This is a genomic window from Nitrospinota bacterium (genome assembly GCA_027619975.1).
GTDB lineage: Bacteria > Nitrospinota > Nitrospinia > Nitrospinales > VA-1 > JADFGI01.
The window spans coordinates 14,697-38,015 of record JAQCGX010000011.1 but is presented as its reverse complement, the minus strand read 5'-3'; the positions used below and the strand labels follow the sequence as shown (position 1 = coordinate 38,015).

Below are 23,319 nucleotides of genomic sequence, written 5' to 3'. Positions count from 1 at the left end.
AGGATGTTCCGCTGCAACCTTATTGATTTTTTTCAATGATTTTTCCTATGGTTTCCTGCTTCATCAGTGCCTTGATTTTAGGATCGTCTCCCACCCGGTTCAAGTTGCCTTGCGCGATGGCATCCATGAGTTCTTTGTCCTGAAGAATTTCCTGCACCGAAGGGTTGCTTTGAAGCTGTTGTATTAACTGCACCGTCTCAGGGTCATTCAACATCTGTTTCTGCACTTGATCGATATTGTGAGCACTGGGGGACTTGGCATTACCCGCAGGATGGATCGCGCTGATTTTGTTCTCCGGCAGGGCGATGGTGCCCAAAATATCCGAGTTGATTTTATAAATTCCCTGGGAATAGGAGAGAATTTCTCCCTGAATGACACTGCCATCCTTCAGCTCAAACCGATTCAGCGTGTTGGCGAAAACAAGAGACCCTGATAAATGGATGACGAGCAAAACCCCCAGCCCCAAAGCAATGAGTTTTCTTTTATTTTGGCTAGGAATAGTCATTTTTGGGTTTGGGATGAAGGCGCTGGAAAAAAACCGAAACTCTTATTGATAAAATACGTTATCGGGGTTTAGGGTCTTGATTCTAACCCAAATCCGCCCAGATTTGAACTTAAATCGAAAAATCTGGAGAAGGCGCTATCCTTTGGACTCTACAGCCAGCGGCATTGCATGCATTTCTTCAATCTTCTGTTTTTTCTCTGGGCCTGAATCGAGTTCTAAAGTCAGGCATTTGTTTGCGCCTCCAGCTTTCATGAACTCTGTCACCGGCGTGATAAAAACCGTGTAGCCGGCGTTTGTGAGTTGATTTTCCAGATCCTCGCCAGCGTGGTTGAGGACGATATTGTTTCCCACCAAAACAGCATTGCAGGCGAAATGCCCGGCGTCGTCGTCAGATACCGGGATTCTGTTTTCCGGGGTCGTGTGCTCTTCAATCAACTTTAGCGATTGAGTGTCAAAGGCTTTCTCGTAATACATGACCTTGCCATCCTGCAATGGGCAGAAGCAGGTGTCCAAATGATAAAAGCTGGGATTCACCAGTTGCAGAGAGACGATCTGTATCTGTAGTTCACTGGCGAGAATGCCATGGGCTTCGAGATCGGTTCGGAATCCATTTGCCGCCCACAATAGGTTTTTCCCCGGTTGCGGCAGGACATCTCCGGCGCCCTCGAAAACAACCGAGCCGGGCCATTCGACGACTTGATAACCGTGAGATTGAAACCAGTCGCGGAAAAAAGGTTCCTCTCCGCGTCTTTCACTGTGTCGAAAACGGCTGGGAATAAACTTATTTTTCAGAAGCAGTCCGGCGTTGGCGGTAAAAACCAGATCGGGGACATGTGTTTGGGGTTGGATGAGTTTGATTTCTGCAAACCGGGCCAGAGTGGAGAAAAAATCTTCCCATTGTCGGGTGGCCCGACGGGGGTCAACTTTGCCAATTTTGTCAGTCATCCAGGGATTGATCGAGTAATGGACCCCGAAATAATCTGGAGAACACATTAAAAAACTCTGAGTCATGTCCCAAAGCCTCCTGGATGGATCGTTTCTATCCTTTATATTATAAAGGGTTTGAAGGAGGAGTGGGGGTTATTGTTGGATCTAAATTATTGAAAAATAAAAGAAACTGAAAAACCGGCGGTTCTTGAAAAAGCTGAGGAGGAGAGGGGCGGGCCGATCGTGGCATCGAACCCGCCCCAATAAAAAGGAGAAGAAAAAGTACTAACGACATTATAAAATTATCGAATTAAAAAGGTGTTAACGGAGCATTAAAATTTTTTAATGTTACGAACCCAAAGGCCGCTATCAGGGTTTATAGGGGGCATCTAGGGGTCCGGATTTTTCTGATGGTTTTCAATGGAAAGTTTGAGTTGAAGGGAGCTGAGGGAGGGACGCAACTTATTTTTTAAGGTCGTCCAGATTGAAGACGGCTTTTTCATAGGTATTGCGGACCAGCTCCAGGTTGTTTGCCAGCCACAGGTCGGAAAAACTGGGCGGGTATTTGGCGAACCCTTTAATCTGCTCAACCATAATTCTCGCATCGCGATACCACGAGATGTTTTTTTTATTTTTAAAGATTTTTTTGGCCTCCTGCAATTGTTGGATGGCGGCGTCTGGTTGTCTATTGCCAAAATGGGCCAGGGCCAGCCCGACATTTCCCAAACCTTCGTTCGGCCTCAGTTCGATGGTTTTTTTAAAGGCCTCAATCGCTTCAGGGTAATTTTTTATTTTTGCCAGGGCATTTCCCAGATGGAATTGAGCATCGAAGTGACCCGGTTGGGAGAGGGTGAGTTTTTTGAGCGTTTCCACGGCTTTATAAGGTTCCGTTAATTTTAAATAAGTGCTGGAAAGCTTCAGTGTGGCAAATGTCTGTAATGGCTTTTCTGGATTGGATTTAAGAAGCTGTACCCAGGTTTGTGCGGCTTCATCCAAGAACCCCTCTTTGTCCAACCGGATGGCTTTTTGATACAGTTCATCAACGGTCGCCGCCCCAATCGGGGAAGCGGTTATAAGAAGAGCTAAAAACAGGTTTATTGTTAGAACGAGTGAAGGACGCATCGTTAAAAAATCCCGGAAGTTTAATGGGTCAATGATTTAGTAATAGTACTTATAAGGTGCTTAGATCGGTTCTTCGCTTAAAACGGATTCTGATTCAATCAACGGTAGAAGCGCCCTTTTGAGCATCCCTATAAAGTGATCTTTTTCTTGCACGATCTGTTCAACATCCTGTGGACGCATGTAGAAGGTGTTTGACGCCGTTCCCTGGTAGGTGTGTACGATCGCTCTTTGAATTTCCATATTGAGCTGGGCGAACACTCGGGTTTCCATCATAATGACTCCAATGAGGTCATGGCTGGACACCGTGACCGTCCTGCCAATGATTTTCACCTTGAGTTTTACGTCCTTGAAGGGATGTTTTTTCTGCCGTATGACCCCGCCCCGATCCTTAAATACGGAAGCGATGGGTTCTCTATCCACGAAGATACGCCGTAAATCTTCCAGAACCCGTTTCTGAATGAGAAAAAACTCAGCATGATCGATGGGGTTTCCAGAAGACGTGACCACTTTGAAGACATCGAATGCATTGTCTTTCATGGTCTGGATATTGGCTTCAACGATGCTCAGCTGATTGAACGCCAGTACGGTTGATATATGGCATAAAAACTCTTTCTGGTCTTTGGCGCATACGACCAGATCCGAAGCCTGGCCAGGTTGAAAAGTAAATTCAGCTTTGAATTTCCCTTTTGACTTCAAAAAGCCATTATAAGTTTCCAATTGTGATCTGAGGTCCTTGGGAAGGCGGACCATTTGCAAAAAATCCAGTTTGACGGCTTCAGGAACATCCTCGTGTTTCTTATGATGCAGGGTGAACTGATAAAACATTTTCAGTTGCTCGATCTGGGAAGAGGACATCTTCATTTTTGTGCCGGCCCGGTCTGCATAGGTGAGCAGGACCAGCATTTTCAATCGTTCTCTGTCGTGGGTCACCAGATCCCAGACCATCTCGAAGGTATCGTCTTCTTCCGGGTCGAGAAGCATCAAATCGTACATGGTCAAATGTTTTTCAACCAGAAAAGCCACATCTTTCACTTGTTTGGAGTCAGCGGCATATCCCAGATTCTCAAGAATGCCTGGGATCATACGGGCTCCCACGACTTCCTCAATTTCGTGCTCTTTCTTTGCGCCTTTACCGATATCGTGTAAAACCACGGCAAGTTTTAACGCCGTCTTGTCTTTCAAGGAATGGTAGAGATTGATGAGAAATTCATCGGCTTCCACCCGAACTTCCAGCAAATTGAGAGCATCGAGAGCCGCCAAGATGTGCATGTCGGTCGGAAACTTATGAACGTAGATGTCCTGAAGTTGACCACAGATATTTTTAAAGTCGGGAATATAATAGTCGCTCAAGAGCCCGAATTCATGCAATAAGCGCAACGCCTTGGCGAAGTGATTCCCGGCGATGATTCTTTGGAAGTAGGTTTGTATCTCGGCTTTCTTGTTACCATCCGAAATCAGAAAGGAAGGGGCCGTTTGACTCAGGTAATCTTCGATGGAGCGGATGATGGGATAGGAAAGATGATAGTTCTTTTCCGCTACCCAGGCAAAAACCTCAAAAATCCACAGCGGGATTTCGGCGGATAATTCATCCGGGTCTTTATTGAAAATGATCTGGTCTTCCGCATTGAGAGCAAAATTTTCGGTCAAGTCGCTGACCTTCTGCGTGTCAAACGACATGCTTTCCCAGAACAGATTGCGGCTGTAGCGTTTCAAGGGAAGGCCTGCATGATAGAAATAGGCCTTATAAAACGCCTTGAGTTCGAAGCCCATGGCCTCTGCGATCTTCTCCCGGACTTCGAAACTAATAATATCGCGGTGCGAGCCTCCCCGGATTCCATGCAAAAGCAAACGCACTTTGGACAGGAAGTTGAGAGCGTTTTGCATATTTTTATAGGCGATGACGCTCAAGATGTCCTTGCGCAACAGTTCATTCAAAAGTTCGAACTGGTTTAACGAGTTCAAATTCTGGCGAATCCGGACCAGGGTCAATGCCCAGTAAAGACGCTTGAGCTCTTCCTTGACGTTGGGTTCCTGCTGGAAAACGGTGTTCTGAACATCGTAATAGACCTTGTGTTTGAAGCAGTATTTTAAGATTTCACCCGTGTGCATCAGGCTGGCGGTTTTAATGGAGCTTGCGAATTCGGCGTATACCATCGCGTCGCCCGTAACAAACCGGTGTTCCATCATGGAGAAGAAGTCGGAAAGTTTTTCAGGGTCCAGCACCTCCTCCATTCCTGTCGCATCCGAATGGCAAAAATTGCTGGCGGTACGAAAGATGTCCTGAAAAACGAACAGGTATTCAAATTGCTTGATGACTCCTTGGGCAAGGTCCAAAGCGCTTTTTTCTAACAAAGATTTTGAAACGATCTGCAAATCAACGTCAGATTGAAAGTACATTTCCTCCCGGCCATATCCTCCCCTGGCGACAATGGCAACAGGAACCTCTTTAGCGTCGATATTTTTTTGCGTCAGATAGTTGTGGAACCAGACGGCGGTTTGGAAAGCGGCCAGCACGATGGTATCAACGAGAGCCGTTCGTTTTAATAACAACAAACAAGAATTGTTTGACTTCAGAGTTTCGTCTAGAAGTTTTTTGGACTCTTCAGTCACGACTTCCAGAGCTCTTTTTTTGAATTCCAGATAAAATTTTTGCGGGTTTTTTTTGTCAGAATCGGAAAAGGAATCCGAAGTGACGGCGGGCAGGAATTTTTCCTGCAACGCGGTTTGGTAGCGGCCACAAATAATTCTATTGGACTGAAAAAAATCATTCATGAGAAGGTCTGCAGGGTTTTGAACCCTTTACGGTTATTGAGCGAACCGGAAAAGCCGGGATTTAGCCAATGCTAAAAGGATAAACCGATTCCGGGTGAGATTCAAGAAAAGTCGGTGAAACAGGGGAAGGATTGAGATCCGGGCACGGGGTCCTGGCTTTTCGTCAGCAGGATCAAAGAGTTCGGCCCATCAATTCGATGAAGGGTCTTAATGTCTGGATCAGTTTGGCGAACTTTTCCGGTTTGAGGGATTGGGGGCCGTCGGAAAAAGCATTCACCGGATCGGGATGGACTTCAATCATCAATCCATCGGCTCCGGCGGCTATGGCGGCCCGGGACATGGAATCGACCAGATGCCAGTATCCGGTACCGTGACTGGGGTCAACAATGACGGGAAGATGGGTCTCCTGTTTGAGGACGGGGATACAGCTCAAGTCCAGAGTGTTGCGGGTTGCCGTTTCGAAGGTGCGGATGCCTCGTTCACAGAGGATGACGCTGCGATTTCCTTCGGCCAGAATATACTCTGCGGACATTAAGAATTCCTTGATGGTCGTCATCATGCCGCGTTTCAGCAAAATCGGTTTGTTAATTTTTCCGAGTTCTTTTAACAGGGAGAAGTTCTGCACATTCCGCGCTCCTACCTGCATGAGGTCTGCATACTGGGCGACCAGATCCACTTCCCTCGGATTCATGACTTCGGTGACGATGGGCAGTCCGGTTGCTTTCTTGGCTTCCAGCAAGAGCTTCAACCCTTCCTCTTCCAGACCCTGAAAACTGTAAGGCGAGGTTCGCGGCTTGAAGGCTCCGCCCCGCATGATATTGGCCCCGGCTTCCTTGATCAGCCGGGCGGTGGTGCAAATTTGTTCCCTGCTTTCCACCGAGCAGGGGCCGGCCATGATGGCGATCTGTTTGCCGCCAACGGGGACGCCCGCAACATCGATGACGGAATCCTGAGGTTGGGTTTCGCGGCTGGCCAGCTTGTAGGGTTTCAGGATGGGAAAGACGGACTCCACCCCTGCCATCGACTCGATCATTTGCAACCGCTCTTTGCCGCGTTCATCGCCGATGGCGCCGATGACCTTGCGTTCCACGCCGACGATCTCATGCGGTTTGTACCCCAGAGCCGTGATTTGTTTTTCGACGGCTTCAATCTGTTCAGGAGTCGCCTCCTGGTGCATGACAATGATCATGGTTGATGTTGCCTTTGGTGTGTAAGGGTTGGCGTGATATTTTAAATTATCATAGTCGTTTTTTTTCGTCAAGATTTCTCCCTTCAGGGAGATACCGTACCAGGATCAGAGGGGCTGACAAACTTCGCGGACCGTAAAAAACGGTTGATGCGGAATGCGTTTCAATTGCCTTGTGCGAGTGGTTTTGTGGAGGCGATTAGTTTTGACAGGATTGGGTAATTGTGATACTTAAAATTTAAAAATAAACTCAATGCGAAAATTGGAGAAGGCGAGAATGGAAGTCAGGATTGGCAGGGATGTATTTTTAACCGGCGTGCAAAAGGTTCAGGGGATTGTTGAAACCAAAGGGGCGATGCCCATCCTCTCGCATCTGCTGATCCGCACCGAAAATGGCGGATTATTTATTGAAGCGACGGATCTCGAAATCGGAACCCAGGCTTTTTACCCTGCCAATATTGTTTCCCAGGGATCGGTTACTCTGAATGCCCGGAAACTGTACGACATTCTCCGGGAACTTCCGGATATGGAAGTTCATATGATCAAGGAGGATAACGACTGGGTGACCTTGAAGTGCGGTAACTCCAAGTTTCGCCTTCCCGGTCTCCCGACGGCGGATTTTCCCTCTCTCCCGGAATACAGTTCGGAAAGTCTGATGGAGTTCAGTTGTCTGCTACTGAAAGAGATGATCCGGAAAACCTTTTTTGCGGCGTCGCCCGATGAAACCCGGCAGGCCCTGAATGGGCTGTTGCTGGAAATAGAAAATGGCCAGGCCAATCTGGTGGGAACGGACGGTCATCGGCTGGCGTTGATCACCCGGCCTCTACTGAAATCGACCCTGCCGAAGAATGAAAAAACAAGTTATCTTTTGCCCAGGAAAGCGCTTTCCGAACTTTTAAAATTAATGGAGGATGAAGAGTCTACATTCTCTTTTTCCGAGAAGGGCAATCATCTGGCGTTTATCCAGGGCAAGCAGGTGATCATTTCCAGAAAAATCGATGGCAAGTTTCCAAATTACCGCCAGGTCATTCCTCCTGACAATAACTTGAAGGTCACAATCAACCGGGATGAACTCAACCATGCGCTCAAGCGGGTTGCTTTATTGGCGAATGAAAAATCAAAAATGGTGCGGTTTGACATTCAGAAGGGAACCTTGACGCTGGTGTCAGACAACTCGGACCTTGGCACCGCCCGGGAAGAAATTACGATTGCCTATGAGGGAGAAGACGTTGCTGTGGGGCTCAATGCAAAATACGTCCTCGATGTTTTGAATGTGATTGAAGATGCGGAAATTGTCCTGAACCTGAAAGATCAGAACCACTCCTGTCTCATCTCCATTGAAAACGATAAAGACTACCTGAGTATCGTGATGCCCATGCGGATTTAAACAGGGCTTCACATATCAAAAAACTGATCCAGCTTTTTATCGCTGCGCGGCATTTTCCCGGTCACCCCTTCCCAGACTTCCTTGGTTTCCATGCATAAATAAATATTCAGATCCGTCGAATGTTTTTTTATGTATCCGCTCAGGGTTTCGTAAGCGTTATTTCTTAACGACCGCAGGTAGCGAAATTTTCCATCCTTGCTGGACACATGCTCGCTGTTAAACAGGTGGGTGGTTTCATGGCGCTCCTTGATGATCTGTTTTAAACGGGAACGGTACCTGAAGCTTCCAAGGCTGATCCATTCAATTTTGGATTTCGGGATGGTGAAAAAAAGCTCTTCGACCAGGTCTTTGTAGGCGCGTTCCCAGCCGGGAAAGAGAATGATCGGGTCAAAATGAAACCCCACCCGGTATCCCTTCTCCTGACACAAGCGCGCGGCTTCCAGGCGTTGATGCAGTTCGGGAGTGCCCTTTTCCTCGCGCTCAATAACCTCCGGGGGGTTCAGGGACCAGGAAACGATGACGTTTTTCGGATTCTCCTGTTTTAACAATGAGTCCACATTGGCGGATTTGGTTTTGAGTTCCAGGACCGCATTTTCCTGTTTGTTGAAAAATGGAATCAGTTGGTCTGAATAGGGAATGACATCCTCCAAAGCCAGACTGTCGGTCAACTCACCCGTTCCCACCCGAAACTTTCTGTCGGGATGATCGTGAAACACTTGCTCCAGTTCGCCGAGCAAATCCTCGACGTTGACATAGGCCACCATGAGCGGATTATTTTCCAAGAACCCTTGCAGGAAACAATAGGAACAGTCGTAAACGCAGTTTTTCATGAGGTTGACCACATAATAATTGCAGCACACCATTCCAGGGCTGATTCCGGGGCATTTTTTCAGGAAAGAACCCTTGAAGCGGGACAGCACCAGTTGCTTTTTACCTTTGCCAAAAATATCAGAGGAGGTTTTTTTAATTTCCTCAGTGACCGAACGGCTGTCGTTAATCCGGTGCACGGGAATTTGAGGGAAGCGTGAAAGGATGTCGCGAGTGAGCAAAAAATTCTCCGCGCCGTCTTCAATGTAAATGTTGTCAGGTTTGAAAAGTTCCATAAGTCACAAAAAATCAAAAAGTAAGGGTTGTGCTGAACTTGCTTGTCTGCCATAATTAATTGACTCAAATTCTAGTATGAAAACCGCCAGGGAACAAGGAAAGTGTGGTTTTTTATGAAATTGGGTCCTTCGTTCCCCCTCAGCACTTTCTATTCGCCCCTAGGGCATTAAACTGGAATTTCTTTAGAAAAGACCGTTTCTTTTTTAGGTTTGATCTCTAGAACGAAGTTTTAGGGGAGGCATGAAAGCTAAAAGAAGCATGAGTCGATCAAAACAATTGATTAAGGGCATTTCTAAAAATTAGTTTTCACAGAAAATAGAATCGTGTGCAAAATTTACTTAAATCAGTGGCACGGGCGACCTATCCTTAAATTTAAGGGTAGGTCGCCTGTCCCACTAAAACAAAAGACGCTTCTTTGAATTGGCGATTCGGTGCCGTTGTCAATTTTTAGAAGTGCCCTTAAATCACGGTTTTAAATTTTTCCCCTATAAACTCTTCAAGAAAGCGACCATGGCAATCCCTGCTTACTTACAAGACAAACGTCTGTCCTCAAAAAAGCGATTCCCCGTGAAAATTCTGTTTAATATTATTTTTATTTTTTCTTTGGGGTTGAATATTTACTTCATCGGCTTTCAGCAGGGTTCTGACGTGGATCTACGGTCTGAAAATGAGGTGTCCGTGGCCTCAGCGATTGATGGGGTATCGAATGATATAGAAACCGACCGGGTTCAGGTTGAATCGGTTCAGGACCTCCCAGCTAAGATTGCACAGAGAAAGACAGAAGACACTGAGATACAGGCGGATTCCGACAACTTGACCCCACCTCCTGATCAAAACGGTCAAGGGGGGCCGGAAACGGTATCCAGCACTCCGGCTTCGTATGTGGTTTCGCAAACCTCGGCCGAACAAAATATCCATGTCTTGCGGTTAAAAATTCGCAATTCGTTGACCTATAGCGTTTGCCAGGCGATGACCAAAGAGGACGGGTGTGAAACCATGTCCGCTTATATGAGTCGATTGCTCTCCTGGTTTGTCGATGTCAACAAGGGCCTGCGCAATGGCGATTCTATCGATGTGATTTATGAGATGGTTCCAGATAAAAACCTGTTTCGCATTTTAAAGCTGGCCTATAACAGCCAGTTGTCCCAAAAACTGTTCGAAGCCAACTATTTCAGCAGAGGCAACAATGGATTGGGTTCTTATTATGACTCGGCGGGGATAGAGATTGCCAAGAGTATCGTTGATCAATACGCTCCGGTCAGAAATTATCAGGAAATCACTTCTCTTCCAGGAGATTTCCGCAAGGGCCCTGTGGGCCATGTAGGCACCGATTTTAAAACAGAGGTGGGAACCGACGTTTATTCGAGTTTCGAGGGGAGAGTGACCCGAACCAACTGGAATGTCAGGGCCAATGGGTATTGCGTGGAGTTGGACCATCCCCTGGAAGGGGTGAAAACCCTTTACCTGCACCTGAGCCGGGTTTTGGTCAAGGCGGGTCAGTTTGTCAAACAGGGCGATAAAATTGCTGAAACGGGAAATACCGGCAGGACCTTTGCGCCGCATCTGCATTACGAAATTAAAAGTCGCGGGCAGAAAAAAATTGTATATAATCCATTTAATTTTAAACACATCAAATCTTATTTTAAAGAGGTCCCCCGCGGGGAATGGGAAAGCTTTCAAAAAACGGTGAGTCAGTACAATTCGATTCTGCCGCAGGGTTGATGGCTTTCTGCTCAGGATCTTTTGAGATTTGTTATTCTTCTCTTCTCAAGATTCGGGCACTGTATAAATAATGTCGGTTGTACCAAAATTTTTCAAAAGGCCTAATAAAAAAAGAGTATTCCGAATTCGTTTGGGAAAAATTCTTTTTGATCTGAGTTTGGCGTTCCTCACTCTCACCCTGGTCCCCGTTCTTATTTACAGCGTGACCAACCCGCAAACCACACCTCTTTTATGGGTTCGTTGGGTTGAGAACGATCAAAATGACCGGTACACCCGAGTATTTAAGAATTGGGTTCCATTCGAACGCATCTCCCCCCATTTGATTAAAGCCGTTATCGCGGCAGAGGATCAAAAATTCTTCCAGCACCGTGGGTTTGACTGGCAAGCGATAGAATCCGCCATTGTGGTCAACTTTACCTCAGAGCGAACCATAGGCGCCAGCACCATATCCATGCAAACCTCTCGCAATGTGTTTTTGTGGCAGGGACGAAATTTTTTGCGGAAGGGTTTGGAAACCTATTTCACTGTTCTGATAGAAAACCTTTGGTCAAAAAAACGGATTCTGGAGGTTTATTTGAATGTCATTGAATGGGGGAAAGGAATCTATGGATGTGATTCCGCTTCCCAGTACTATTTTAACCATTCCTGCAAAACCCTGTCGCCGGTGGAGGCGGCCTGGTTGGCTGCGGTCCTTCCCAACCCCAGGGTCTGGTCCATTCGTAGCCCTCAACAACATCTTGAAAAGAGGCAGGTGCGGATTTTAAATTCCATGGTTCATGTCCGGTTACCATCTCTCAGTTGATTTTCCTGTCAATATATTGCACCCCCAAATTTTTTTGTGGCATTAACCCAGGTTCTTGAAAGATGAAAGCGATCAAGCTTCAGGTTTCCAAAACATTACAGACTAAAATATTAAAAGGGTACCCCTGGATATTTGATTACCAGATTCAAAGCCCTCCACAGGATGGAAAACCAGGTGACCTGGGGATTGTTTACAGTTCCAAAAATAAATTTCTCGCCATCGGTTTATACGATCCTTTTTCCGCGATTCGGTTGCGAATTCTGCAATACGGCTCTCCCCAGGAAATAGATGTCGCATTTTTTGCCGAGCGGATAAAAAAAGCCATTGCGCTTAGGTCCTCGTTGCCGAAGATGGGAACCAGCGGCTACAGGGTGATCAATGGAGAGAATGACAGGCTGCCCGGAATGGTTCTTGACCGGTATGAGGACACGGCGGTTTTGAAACTATACACCAGCGCCTGGATTCCCTTTTTTGATATCCTGCTCCCCTTGTTGGAAGAACACTTGAAGGTGCAACGCTGCGTCTTGCGCCTGAGCCGCAACGCGAAAAAGACTGTGGAAGAAATCAGCGACTTTCGAGAAGGGCAGGTTTTGTTTGGCCCTCCATTAAATGCGCCGGTGTGTTTCCGAGAAAACGGATTGTTTTTTGAAGTGGATGTATTTGAGGGGCAGAAGACCGGTTTCTTTTTGGACCAGAGAGACAATCGGCAATGCATCCGCACGATGTCAAAAGACAAATCGGTTTTGAATGTGTTCAGCTATACAGGCGGGTTTTCAATTTATGCGTTCGCGGGAGGCTGTCGCTCGGTAGTGGAAATAGATTCCAATCCCTGGGCAATAAAAACTTCAAGGGAAACGTTTGAACTTAATTTTCCGAGCAAACAATTTGAGACCGATAATTTTCAACAACTCCAGAGAGATGCGTTTATTGCGTTGAAGCAATTAGGAGCCATGAAAAAATCGTTTGACCTGGTGATTCTTGATCCTCCGGCTTTTGCGACCAGCAAGAAACAAAAAATAAAAGCGCTTATCACATACAGCAGGCTTGCGGAGTCCGGCGCTGTGTTGACACGGCCGGGAGGAATATTGTTTGCGGCCTCCTGCTCACGGCATGTATCCGGAAAAGATTTTTTTAAGGCCGTAGTTTCAGGAGTTAAATCGGCAGGCAAGGTTTATGAGGTGATCCAGCAAACAGGGCATGCGGTGGATCATCCTGTTTTATTTCCAGAGGGAGAATACCTGAAAGGGGTCTATTTGAAAATTTTAGGCGGGAAAGAAAAATGACTTCGAGGGGAGAGAAATTCTTGGTCTAGGCTGGTATCCACTTGAAAAAAAAGGCTTTTTGAGCGCTGAAACAAAAAAAACCGAACCGGGAAATTGATTAAATGAAAATTGAATAAGAAATAAACTAAGCGACAAGCTGGGAGCTTTTGCCAGTTTTATTCTCAGGCGCTTTTCTTCGCTACTTTTTTCTTCACTACTTTTTTCGCTGCCACTTTTTTCTTCACTACTTTTTTCGCTGCCACTTTTTTCTTGGTTGCCATCAAGATCTCCTTTTTGCCTTGATTTTCCCACTAAGGTATTTGCTTCAGCGCTCAAACAAGCATATAAATATTTTATTCAATATAGGCATAAAGTCAAGAAAATATTGACATTAAATCATATTGCATGTATCGGAGACAGCTTTAAAATTTTTGAGTCGATAATGCTAAAATACAATTTTAATTTTTAGGAGGTGCATAAAAGGCGCAGGATTTCTAGCCAGTCGGGGGGGCAGAGTAAATTTTTTGCGATTAGATGGAAAGTAAAACAAGAAATGCCCGTTATTGGTAATAAACATTTTTTATATTTTATATAATTTCACATGCAAGTGATCATCCAATCAACCACGCTAAATTCACTAACGGCGCAAGCGGGCCTGATCCATGCCTTCAGTCCAAGATCCTTTGAGTTAGAAGATGGCATTAAGGGCGAATTGAGTTTTGGAACTCTGAAGGACGAGCAGAATGTGTCGTTACACAGGCAATGGTTCTTGCGATCCATCGGTATCGACGGTGGCGAGGTTTATAAGGTCCGGCAGGTTCACGGTGATAGAGTCTATGAATTGAAAGACCCAGTAAATTCCGTTGAAAAAGTGGCGGATATTCCTGCCGATGCCATCATTACCAGTCTCGTCAACACACCCATTGCCGTGTTGACCGCAGATTGCGTCCCCGTCGTGATATATGATTTCAGGTTGCATGTCGCAGGGGTGGTGCATGCCGGCAGGATGGGAACCACGCAGAATATTTTATTTAAAACGATTAAAACCATGCAGAAAAGTTATGGATGCGAGCCTGAGGATCTTGTCGTGGGGATGGGGCCTGGTATCGGGGGATGCTGTTACGAGGTCGATGCCTCCTGCATTGAGCCATTTAAAAAGCAATATACGGGTTGGGCCCGATTCGTGAAAAAATCACCCTCGGGGAAATGCATGCTCGATTTATTTGCCGCGAATATCGAAGATGCCCGAAATGCCGGGGTGGACCCAAAAAATATCTCCCAAACCGGCTTATGTACCTCCTGTGAAGTGGGGCGCTTTTTTTCCTATCGACGAGAAGGCACTACAGGACGGATGATTACCGTGGCCATGCTTTCCTCAACTTGACAGGCTTTTTCTTATCCAAAGTTGAACGGCCTGCCCATTGGTACTATAATTGACCGGAAATCCAGTTAAATGTTTTTAGAAATCTTATTCCGTGGATGATCCATCGACGGGTTTCTTTGATTTTCCCTGAGGCTGGGGAGGGTTGGATGGACCCCGATGTCTCCCTTTGCAGATGGAATTGTTAAATAAATGACCAAAATAATTGACCATTTCAAAAAAACTCCTGTCAACCGGTTGCCGTTTCCTTTGGACTGGATTTCCCGGAACCCTCGGGAAGTGGAAAAAATCTTGTCGCAAATGTCCGTTGAGGATCAGGCCCGTTGTGTCACGCAATGTCCGGCTGAGCAGAAACAGAATCTCTTGACACTTTCAGAGCAGGCTGAGGAAGTGGTCCACGCGCTTCCTCCTGAGGAAATTTATCAGATGGTCAAGGCCATCGGCGAGGGAGAGGCATTGCCCGTTCTGTTTTTGGTGAATTGTGAGCAAATGCAGTTCATATTTGACATGGAATGGTGGGTTGGCGACAAGTTTCAGCCCAAGCGGGCCCTGGATTGGATCGTCCTTCTGGATAAATGCGATGAATCTCAGACTCTCGAGTGGTTAATGACCGAAGAGTTTGACCAAAAAGTGATGCTGATGCAGGCTCTTTTCAAGGTCTATAAACAAGACGAAATGACCGATTCTTATGAAGGCACGGAAGAGTTGGAACATTTCACCCCGGACGGCGTTTACGATATTTTTTTTAAAATTCAGGAAACCGGTCCCATTAGAAAGCTCCTTTTGCTCTTATGGTCGAATTTCCCTTCGGTTTTTAATTCTCTAATGGAAGCGGTCATCTGGTACCCGTTGACGGAAACCGTTGAAAAAGCCTATCATTGGAGGATGACTCGTATTTCCGACAGGGGCTTCCCGGAAATTGAAGAAGCTTTGGGGGTATACAGTCCGTTGGATGTGGAGTCCATCAAGCTCCAGGTTCCCGATGCGGAGGATTTTTCCAGGGATGGAGATTCCCCGGTTCCACCGCAGTATATGCTGGCTGAAGCCGACTCCTCCACCTTTTTTGGGCAATGTGTGGCTTTGCTTATGGATGGGAACCGACTGGATGCGATTCACTGGGAGCTGGTGTGTCTGGCTAATAAAGTTATGGTCGCGGACCGGGAGGACCCGGCGGATTTTGCAAACCGGGGAAAAGTTTTCCGCAAGGTTTTAGGGTATATCAATATTGCTCTGGACCTCGCCGCTGAAGGCGACCCGCAAAAGGGCAAAAATCTTCTCGAACGATCCTGGATGCGGTTTCTTTTTCAAGCAGGATATCACCGATTGATGAGTTTGAAGTGGAAGGCGGAATCATTTTTAAAAGAGCAGGGAACGTATCTAGACCCGTTTTTGACTCCCTTTGAAAAGGAGCAATTGACAGCTCTTATTCATCGATTTCCCCAGGTTCTTCATTTTGCGGAGGAGGAAGACTCTATAGAAGAGCGTAACTTTGAAACACTTGATGACATTCTCGGAGCGGATGCTCTTTTGAGTCGATGGGTGTTTATGGTTCGCTTCTCCAGGAAGTGTCTGGATCTTACAGAAAACGCGATGAGTCAGATATTAATTGAATGTGACTTCCCGGAAAATAAATCCAATATGGATTTTACCACCTGGATGACGACCGCTCTGGCGCGTTTTTCTCTGTTCAAGGAAATCTCCTGCGCGCCGCTTCCAGAAGTGGCGGCCAAAAGTTTTCTTGAGGTTATTTTCCTGCCAAAAATATTTAACGATGAGGGCAGGGTTTGTCATGAGGATATCGTGCAAGCCTTTCACGACCGGTTATTGCAAACACCTCTGGCCTGGACAGACGAGAACCGGGAGTTTCTGAAAGAATTTATTCAACGCTGTGTGCAAAATCTGGAAGAGCAATTTGGGAGTCTGGACCTTAAGAGCAAAATCGACTGGAAGTACACCCACGGGCTTTGCCTGAAACTGTAAGCCTGCCCTCGGTAAAATAATTCGGTTCAGGGATTTAATTGGAGTTCAGGACTGCATTTTACGCTTTAGAGCTAAAAGTTAATTGCACAATTTTTATTTTAATTTGAGCTGAAAAATAGTATCATTTCGCAACTCAAATTTTGTTAATCTGACACAGGGTTGGCTGGAAAAGACTTGCACGCTTGAACCCTTGAGGAAATCCATGAACAAAGAAAAACAACCAGGAAAAAAAGCCGCCGCCCTTGCCCGGCAAAATAAGGAGCCCGGATTATTTGACACCATAGGGTCATTTCCCGTTTGGATGCTCAGAATCATTGAGGCGCTCACCCCCGATTCCTTGATCAGTAAGACTCCTCCCAAGAAAAAGAAGGTTCGAATCTAATATTGAATGGGCGCATCGAAAAGCCCAACTTGAACCAGGAGTCAATCCTTTAAAGTAAGGGATTGGCGAATGACAAATCCAATAAATTCCAATTTTTAAAGGTCCCTAATGAGATGTATTAAAAGGGCATTGATCAGTGTTTCCGACAAGACCGGGATCGTCGAGTTTGCCAAAAAACTCCATGGCTTTGGCGTGCAAATTCTTTCCACGGGAGGAACCGCCGACCTGCTTGCGAAAAGTGGCGTCCCCGTCCTGCTTGTGGCGGACTATACCGGATTCCCGGAAATGATGGACGGTAGAATAAAAACCCTGCATCCCAAAATTCATGGCGCCATCCTGGGACGGCGGGATGTGGAAGCCCATATGCAAGCCATGAGCGAACACGGTATCGAGGCCATCGATCTTGTAGCCGTCAACCTGTACCCGTTTGAAAATACCATTGCCAGGGAAAATTGCACTTTTGAGGAAGCCGTGGAAAATATCGATATCGGCGGTCCGGCGATGGTGCGCTCCTCGGCGAAGAACTTTAATGATGTCACGGTGGTTGTCGATCCCAAGGATTATGAAACGGTGATAACGGAAATGGAGGCGCACGCAGGCTCCGTCACCCGCAATACGAGAATGCGCTTGAGCCGAGATGCCTTCACCCATACGGCCCGCTATGATTCCATGATTTCCCGCTATTTAACGGGCCAGGTTGAAGAGGGGGTGCAGTTCCCTCAGGTATTACAGACTTCCTATCAGAAAGTTCAAGATCTGCGCTATGGGGAAAACCCTCACCAGTCAGCCGCTTTGTACCGACATGCCGATGCGGGATCTTCCACCATTGTATCCGCCCGCCAGCTTCAGGGAAAAGAATTGTCGTTCAACAACATCCTCGACCTGAATGCCGCCTGGGAATTGGTTTCTGAATTTGAATCCACAGCCGCAGTCATCATCAAGCACACCAACCCGAGCGGCGTGGCTTTGGGGGACGACCAGCTGGAAGTTTTCATTAAAGCCAGAGAAACCGACCCGATTTCGGCCTTTGGGGGGATTTTGAGCTTCAACCGTCCCGTAGAAGAAAAAACGGCTCAGGAAATTCTTAATAACTTTGTGGAAGCTATTATTGCTCCAGGGTTCGATGCGAAAGCGTTGAAGTTGCTGGCAACCAAAAAAAATATCCGCCTGATGGAAATTCCCACTGCGGCTTCGTCGCGGTCGGGCAAGGAAACGGATGTGAAACGCATCAGCGGCGGTTTGCTGATTCAGGACCTGGATACGGTGACTTACGATCCTGCCAAGCTGAAAGTCGTGACTGCAAGGCAACCGTCGGATAAAGAAATGAAAGATCTCAAGTTTGCCTGGGTGGTTGCCAAGCATGTGAAATCAAATGCCATTATTTACGCACGCGACCAGGAAACCATTGGCATGGGAGCCGGGCAAATGAGCCGGGTGGATTCCGCAAGGTTGGCTGTCGATAAAGCTCAGAAACCGTTGGCGGCAAGCGTCATGGCGTCAGACGCATTTTTTCCTTTCAGGGATTCCGTAGATGCGGCGGCGAAAAGCGGAGTGACCGCTATCATTCAACCCGGTGGGTCCATTCGCGATGAGGAAGTGATTCAGGCGGCGAATGAGGCGAACATCGCGATGGTATTTACAGGCATTCGACATTTCAAGCATTAATTCCCACAGGTGGTTTTATACCCCCTGGCACATGACCGTAGGGGCGGATTGTTCACGTTGTGCAATGTTTCCCGGCAAACCCATCGCACGTAAATATTAGGTCCAGCGTTACGCTGGCTTCTTAGTTTTTTCTCTTTGATTCTACAGCAGGCGGAATCGTCCTGATTCTCGTAATTTCCGTTTTACGTTTAGTTTTTCGCTTAGATAGTCGATCAGGTTTTAAGGAAACCAATAAACGACTGATCAGGGTTTTAGAAAATCATTTGCTATGAAAATTCCCGGCTTCGTCAAAGTGTTGATTGTCCTGTTGGTGATCGTCTCGGTGGGGGGCGGCGTCTTTTGGGGGCTAAAAGTGGCCCCCGTCCTGGCGGTATTGAAAGAAAAAGATCCTGAGAAATATGCAACGATGATCGCTCAGGCAAAATCTTTGGATTTTGAGACAGCGATGCAAACCCACACGGAACTGGACCGCATGACGCAGGAAGCGGTTCTCACCGTTCGCTACAATTCCTGGAAAAAGAAAAAACAACAGGACCCGGATTTTCTCCAGAGTCATTGGGGAAAAGAATGGGAGGCGAGAGAAGAGGAAAAGGTGCTAAAGCAAGAGGGACGTCAAGAACAGGTAGAGGATTTGAACCGGCAGTTGGAAAAAGTGCGAGGCAGTGCGCTTTTAGTGGGTTGGGAAAAATCGGGAGCCTGGGAAAAAGGGCTTTTGTTGCGCGAAAAGTGCATCAAGTACCTGGGACTTGAAAAAGATGAAAATCTAAAAAGAAAGAAAGTTCATAAGCTTCCAACAATAGCCCGTCTTTTGAGCAAGCCTGGAGAAGCCTCGTTGACCCTCCCTGAAATATGCGAAGAGTGGGTTCCCATTTCTCATGAGGAAGGGCAAGTGACGCTCGCATTGGAAAATCTAAAAAATAATATGGATTATTTTTTCTTTGTGCAGTTGCTGGATGAGATTGGAGTCCCCCGCCAGGATGTTTTTTCCCTCCCTGCACAGTTGGACCGGATGACGGGAGGTTTTGCCGGGTCCTGATACCCTATATTCTAAGGTCTAATTTTTCGAATCAATGGGTGAGGAAGTTGGCGTGGAGTGGGAAAAGTGTTCCGTGATTGCGGTTGCCAGTTGTTTGATCTCGGTGTTGGTCTTGAATTCGGGAAGGGTGGTTTCGCCGTTTTTTTCTGTGTATTCAACGAGCTTGCGCAGAGGCCGAATCACCATGTTGATCGTATAGATACCGCCGATGAGGGATATCAAACTGCCTAAAATGGATAGCCCCACGATTTCATTCTTCAATTGACCGGTGCTTCGGATCATCCGGTTTTTTAGCAACTGGACCTGCTCCGGAGTTTGAGTTTCAATATTGATGGCGTTGACAATACGTTCCAGTTGTCCCATCTGGATAAAGATATAAAACGCCGCATAGCCTAAACATGAAATGGTAACGATGTACCCCGTCATCAACAGATTGACGATGCTTTTTCTCTCTCCGGGGAGTTCTTCCCGGAAGATTCCTGTTTTCTTCATAATTGCCCTTTGATGGTCGACTGATAACGCCTGGAGAGTACCGGATAGAGGGCGACCCCCTTATACTGGGGTAATAATCCAAGAAGCTGTTGGAAACGGGAGGCCGGGCTGGGATGGGTGCTGAGAAATATAGAAGATTCTCTTCCCTGGGATTTTCCGAGAACTCGGAGAAAATTCTTCAGCCCTTCCGGGTGATAGCCCATTCGATAGGCATATTCCATTCCAAATTTGTCCGCTTCAAATTCGAGGTCCTTATCCAACCCACGGGTGAAGAGAACCTCGGAAACCTCGTTGATGACCTGGTCGAACAAACTATTGTCTTTATCCATGGCCGCCATTGTCAGGCCACTCAATCCCGAAAGCATTTTGCTGCGTTGCAGGGTTTTCAATGCGTGTTTTTGGGTGATGTGGGCGATTTCGTGCCCCAGCACACCGGCTAATTGAGCTTCATTCTGCAATAGACGCAAGAGACCGGCGCTTACAAAAACGTAACCTCCGGGTGTGGCGAAAGCGTTGGGAGCGTCTGTATTCAGCACGGCAAAATGGTATTCAATTTCCGGTCGGTCGGAAACCTCGGCCACCGATTTTCCCAACAGATTGACATAGTTTTGCAGAGCGGGGTTTTTATACACGCCGCCAAACTTATTGAAGACCTGCAATGCCAGTGACCCGCCAATGGCTTTTTCTTCTTCCAGGCCAATCGGCTGAAAGGCCTGCAGAGTGCCGACACTCGATTTTAAAATTTTTGTCGTTTTTTCGTCAAAGATGCCGAAGGATTCTCCCAGGCCAATCAAGCCGCCGCCATCTTTTTGCTGGGCCGGTTGATGAGGGGGTTCGGTCGCCTGCGCAGGTTCCTGACTTTGTTGTTTTTTGGGTTCGGGGGGAGGCTTGGTCACTTCCTCAAGAAACTTATCCAACCGAAAAGAATGCGAGGGTTGCACCCACAGCAGACTTACAATAGACAGAGTGAGGAATAAAATGGTTTTTTTCATTTCAAATTTCACCGAAATTATTTAGTAGAGGAAGTGAAGACAGTTTGAACTTTATTGCCCGTATTCTCCCAACTTCCCTTCTTTAAGAAAAGCTTCCATTGCTTTGGGATCGACATGGAATGCTTCCATTTGTTTTACGGCCTGAATATCTGCTTCCGCGATGCCCTTATTTTTCGCGTGCCTTTCAGCAATGGGGCTCAGTCCACGGATGCTCGACCCAGAGGAGGCTTCATTGGCCGCTATTTTCTGTCTTCCTCCCAATGCGCCCAATAAACCGGCATCGCCGCCTGATTTTTCGGGGGCCTTGTCGGTTAATTTGAACTTGAAAATCCAGCCCGTTTGCCCACCGGCGGATACCTGATAAAATTTACTGTCTTTTTTGATCACCTGAACCGAAGTTCCCTGGCTCAGGGTTGCGATCACTTTCGACTTGGCCGAATCAGAGGCCTGGAGATTCGTCCCTGATTTTTTAACGTATAAAGTTTGTGCGGTGACATCAGTCACGAACCCCAGCCCAACCAAAAGAAAAATCAGGAGATGGAGCAAAAAAAAGTTATGGTTTTTAAATTATTTTTAATAGGGCTCATAATTTTATTATTTATATGAATCGATGTATTCAGGCTATCCCCAAACAGGGAGTGAGGTCAACAACTTTTTGTGAATGGGGACGGGGAGAACGAAATTGATGAACAGGAAGTGGTTTTTAAACTCTTCATACTTTCCGGGAGGCTTGCAAAAACGCTTTGCGCAATCGCGACCAATTGAAGGCGGAACCAGGATCATATTTGGTCTTCAGGTTGGAAGCGCCTCCTTGTTGTATGTGGCAATGTCCGAGGATTCCTGAAAAACTGGAAAAATTTTGAATTCTATCGAAGGGAACTCTGCGAGTTGCGTCATCGTAAGGGACGGCAAGTTTTACCTTGGGAAGCAACTGGTGGACGCCCAGGCACAGTTTGATCAGGGCCTGGTATTGCTCTTCGGTGAAATCCCACATGCGAACCATCCTGCCATTGATAGGTCGGCTGAAATAGCCGCGTGTTTTATGGGCACGCGCCGGGGCCGCCTTAAAATTTGGTGTTCGTAATTTTTCCCGGTAGGTTGTCGGAAGCATGAATTGCCATTCCTTCTTAATCTTCCGGTATTGATCCTGGGTCACCTGATAAAGCTCGGACTCTTGTTTCAGAGCTTCCCATGAGAGGTTAGCCATTTCCACATGTACGGACCGTTCATTTCCGATTCGGTCATCGGCGGGTCCGGTGTTTGTTTTCCAGTACAGATCACAGGTCTGATAAATGGTTCCATCCAGATCAAGATAAAACTGGCTTCCCTTGAAGGTACTGTCCTTCATGAGCTGATGGCATTGCCAGGAGCAGTAACAGACGTCGTAATGCAGAATAAACTGGTATACAGTTTCCTTTAGCTCGTCATAAGCGGAGGGGGAGTCTTTGATTTGATAAAAGGAGTCGGCCAGCGTGGGTTGATCGTTCAAAACCGGGTCGTGCTGGGTGCAATTTTCTCGCCCGCGTTTGTTGGGGCAGACATAGCCTTTTTTATCCGTCCATAGAACCACAGGTGTGCCGATGTCCACGCTTTGACCGCAGGCGATGATGCTTTGATTGTTGACTCGGGAGTTACCGGGAGAGGATGTCATCAAAGGCATGCATTCAGGGAGAGGATTATGATTTGATGTTATCCGCGTTACTGCCCCAATGCAGTTTCTTGCGCAGAATTTGATAATAATTCTTGCCGGGAACCTGGATCAGTTTGACGGTGGTCTGGGACTTTTTTAATTCCAATACATCACCCTGGACCATATCACAACTATCCTGGCCATCCAACGTCACCCGCACTTTTTCGTTTTCGGTGGCAAGTTCGACTTGGATGAGGGATTGATCGGGAATCACGATCGAACGGTTGGTCAGGGTGAATGGGCAGATGGGACTGAGAACCAGGGCGTTCATGCTGGGATGGATGATGGGGCCGCCGGCTGACAGGGAGTAGGCAGTCGAGCCTGTAGGCGTGGCGACGATGAGACCATCGGCCCGGTAAGAGGTCATGTATTGGTTATTGACGCGGACTTCCAGATTGACAATGCGGGCCAGAGCCCCTTTGTTGATGACGGCGTCATTCAAAACATGGTAGTCGTTGACCTTTTCACCATCTCTCCATAAAGAGGCGTTCAGAAGCATGCGCGATTCATGTTCATACTGCCCGTTTAAAACATTTTCAAGCACCTCATAAAGATCCGGCAACGTGATCTCGGTAAGAAATCCCAGGCTACCGAGGTTGACGGCCAGAATCGGAACGTCAAATGGGTGGGCGATTCGGGCGACACTCAATAACGTTCCATCGCCGCCGAGCACAATAATAAGATCCGCGTGGGCAGGAATATCATTTCTTTCATAGGACGAAACTTGCCCCATGATGCTGGCGGTGTCCTTATCGAGGAGCACCTCGCGACCTTTTTTGTTCAGCCATTGGGTCAGTTCGGTCAGGACTTCCCGGCCTACGGGAACTTTCTGTTTGCAGAAGACGCCTATTTTTTTCACAGGTTAGCCCGATGGTAATATTTCAGGAATGAGTGGGTGGAATATTTAACAGG

At 47.0% G+C, this 23,319-nt stretch carries 21 protein-coding genes; 9 read left to right on the top strand and 12 right to left on the bottom strand.

What is annotated here, in order from left to right; genetic code table 11:
- Window positions 1–19: 19 nt before the first annotated feature.
- From O3C58_05695 to aroF, 5 genes are all read right to left on the bottom strand, one after another.
- A complete protein-coding gene (locus tag O3C58_05695; GenBank protein ID MDA0691353.1) occupies window positions 20–505 on the bottom strand; it encodes a hypothetical protein in 486 nt (161 codons plus the stop codon).
- Window positions 506–640: 135 nt separating this feature from the next.
- On the bottom strand, window positions 641–1,516 hold the full coding sequence (locus O3C58_05690; GenBank protein MDA0691352.1) for an arginine deiminase-related protein: 876 nt from the start codon (window positions 1,514–1,516) through the stop codon (window positions 641–643).
- 378 nt (window positions 1,517–1,894) lie between these two features.
- Window positions 1,895–2,554, bottom strand: coding sequence for a tetratricopeptide repeat protein (locus O3C58_05685; GenBank protein MDA0691351.1), 660 nt, complete (start codon window positions 2,552–2,554; stop codon window positions 1,895–1,897).
- Window positions 2,555–2,614: 60 nt separating this feature from the next.
- Window positions 2,615–5,326 (bottom strand): HD domain-containing protein, encoded by a 2,712-nt coding sequence (locus O3C58_05680; protein MDA0691350.1) that lies wholly within the window; start codon window positions 5,324–5,326, stop codon window positions 2,615–2,617.
- A 172-nt stretch (window positions 5,327–5,498) separates the two neighbouring features.
- Window positions 5,499–6,515: a 3-deoxy-7-phosphoheptulonate synthase gene (aroF, locus tag O3C58_05675; protein ID MDA0691349.1), complete on the bottom strand. Its 1,017-nt coding sequence runs from the start codon at window positions 6,513–6,515 to the stop codon at window positions 5,499–5,501.
- Window positions 6,516–6,789: 274 nt separating this feature from the next.
- On the opposite strand from aroF, the gene dnaN reads away from it, so the two are divergent.
- Window positions 6,790–7,899: a DNA polymerase III subunit beta gene (gene dnaN, locus O3C58_05670; protein ID MDA0691348.1), complete on the top strand. Its 1,110-nt coding sequence runs from the start codon at window positions 6,790–6,792 to the stop codon at window positions 7,897–7,899.
- A gap of 8 nt (window positions 7,900–7,907) precedes the next feature.
- Here the strand turns inward: dnaN and O3C58_05665 are convergent, their stop codons facing one another.
- Window positions 7,908–9,002 carry a radical SAM protein gene (locus tag O3C58_05665; GenBank protein ID MDA0691347.1) on the bottom strand — a complete coding sequence of 365 codons (1,095 nt, stop codon included), beginning with the start codon at window positions 9,000–9,002 and terminating at the stop codon, window positions 7,908–7,910.
- Between the two features lie 511 nt (window positions 9,003–9,513).
- Here O3C58_05665 and O3C58_05660 point away from each other — a divergent pair.
- The 3 genes from O3C58_05660 to O3C58_05650 all read left to right on the top strand — a co-directional run bounded on the left by O3C58_05660 (window position 9,514) and on the right by O3C58_05650 (window position 12,810).
- A complete protein-coding gene (locus O3C58_05660) occupies window positions 9,514–10,725 on the top strand; it encodes a M23 family metallopeptidase (GenBank protein MDA0691346.1) in 1,212 nt (403 codons plus the stop codon).
- Between the two features lie 130 nt (window positions 10,726–10,855).
- On the top strand, window positions 10,856–11,527 hold the full coding sequence (gene mtgA, locus O3C58_05655) for a monofunctional biosynthetic peptidoglycan transglycosylase (GenBank protein MDA0691345.1): 672 nt from the start codon (window positions 10,856–10,858) through the stop codon (window positions 11,525–11,527).
- Window positions 11,528–11,589: 62 nt separating this feature from the next.
- Window positions 11,590–12,810, top strand: coding sequence for a class I SAM-dependent rRNA methyltransferase (locus O3C58_05650; protein ID MDA0691344.1), 1,221 nt, complete (start codon window positions 11,590–11,592; stop codon window positions 12,808–12,810).
- Here O3C58_05650 and O3C58_05645 read toward each other — a convergent pair.
- Window positions 12,790–13,125: a hypothetical protein gene (locus O3C58_05645; GenBank protein ID MDA0691343.1), complete on the bottom strand. Its 336-nt coding sequence runs from the start codon at window positions 13,123–13,125 to the stop codon at window positions 12,790–12,792. The genes O3C58_05650 and O3C58_05645 overlap by 21 nt on opposite strands.
- Window positions 13,126–13,390: 265 nt before the next feature.
- On the opposite strand from O3C58_05645, the gene pgeF reads away from it, so the two are divergent.
- The 5 genes from pgeF (at window position 13,391) to O3C58_05620 (ending at window position 19,233) form a co-directional block, all read left to right on the top strand.
- On the top strand, window positions 13,391–14,173 hold the full coding sequence (gene pgeF, locus O3C58_05640; GenBank protein MDA0691342.1) for a peptidoglycan editing factor PgeF: 783 nt from the start codon (window positions 13,391–13,393) through the stop codon (window positions 14,171–14,173).
- Window positions 14,174–14,362: 189 nt separating this feature from the next.
- On the top strand, window positions 14,363–16,150 hold the full coding sequence (locus O3C58_05635) for a DUF6178 family protein (GenBank protein MDA0691341.1): 1,788 nt from the start codon (window positions 14,363–14,365) through the stop codon (window positions 16,148–16,150).
- A 202-nt stretch (window positions 16,151–16,352) separates the two neighbouring features.
- Entirely contained in the window at window positions 16,353–16,532 is a 180-nt protein-coding gene (locus O3C58_05630) for a hypothetical protein (GenBank protein MDA0691340.1), read from the top strand.
- Between the two features lie 108 nt (window positions 16,533–16,640).
- On the top strand, window positions 16,641–18,197 hold the full coding sequence (purH, locus tag O3C58_05625; protein MDA0691339.1) for a bifunctional phosphoribosylaminoimidazolecarboxamide formyltransferase/IMP cyclohydrolase: 1,557 nt from the start codon (window positions 16,641–16,643) through the stop codon (window positions 18,195–18,197).
- Between the two features lie 268 nt (window positions 18,198–18,465).
- Window positions 18,466–19,233, top strand: a complete 768-nt coding sequence (locus tag O3C58_05620; protein ID MDA0691338.1) for a hypothetical protein — start codon at window positions 18,466–18,468, stop codon at window positions 19,231–19,233.
- A gap of 18 nt (window positions 19,234–19,251) precedes the next feature.
- Here the strand turns inward: O3C58_05620 and O3C58_05615 are convergent, their stop codons facing one another.
- From O3C58_05615 to O3C58_05595, 5 genes are all read right to left on the bottom strand, one after another.
- Entirely contained in the window at window positions 19,252–19,725 is a 474-nt protein-coding gene (locus tag O3C58_05615; GenBank protein MDA0691337.1) for a hypothetical protein, read from the bottom strand.
- Window positions 19,722–20,717 (bottom strand): M48 family metallopeptidase, encoded by a 996-nt coding sequence (locus tag O3C58_05610; protein ID MDA0691336.1) that lies wholly within the window; start codon window positions 20,715–20,717, stop codon window positions 19,722–19,724. Before O3C58_05610 ends, O3C58_05615 begins: the two co-directional genes overlap by 4 nt.
- Before the next feature lie 51 nt (window positions 20,718–20,768).
- Entirely contained in the window at window positions 20,769–21,221 is a 453-nt protein-coding gene (locus tag O3C58_05605; protein ID MDA0691335.1) for an SH3 domain-containing protein, read from the bottom strand.
- 208 nt (window positions 21,222–21,429) lie between these two features.
- Window positions 21,430–22,377: an N-acetylmuramoyl-L-alanine amidase gene (locus O3C58_05600; GenBank protein MDA0691334.1), complete on the bottom strand. Its 948-nt coding sequence runs from the start codon at window positions 22,375–22,377 to the stop codon at window positions 21,430–21,432.
- Between the two features lie 16 nt (window positions 22,378–22,393).
- Window positions 22,394–23,266, bottom strand: a complete 873-nt coding sequence (locus tag O3C58_05595; protein ID MDA0691333.1) for an NAD(+)/NADH kinase — start codon at window positions 23,264–23,266, stop codon at window positions 22,394–22,396.
- Window positions 23,267–23,319: the final 53 nt, after the last annotated feature.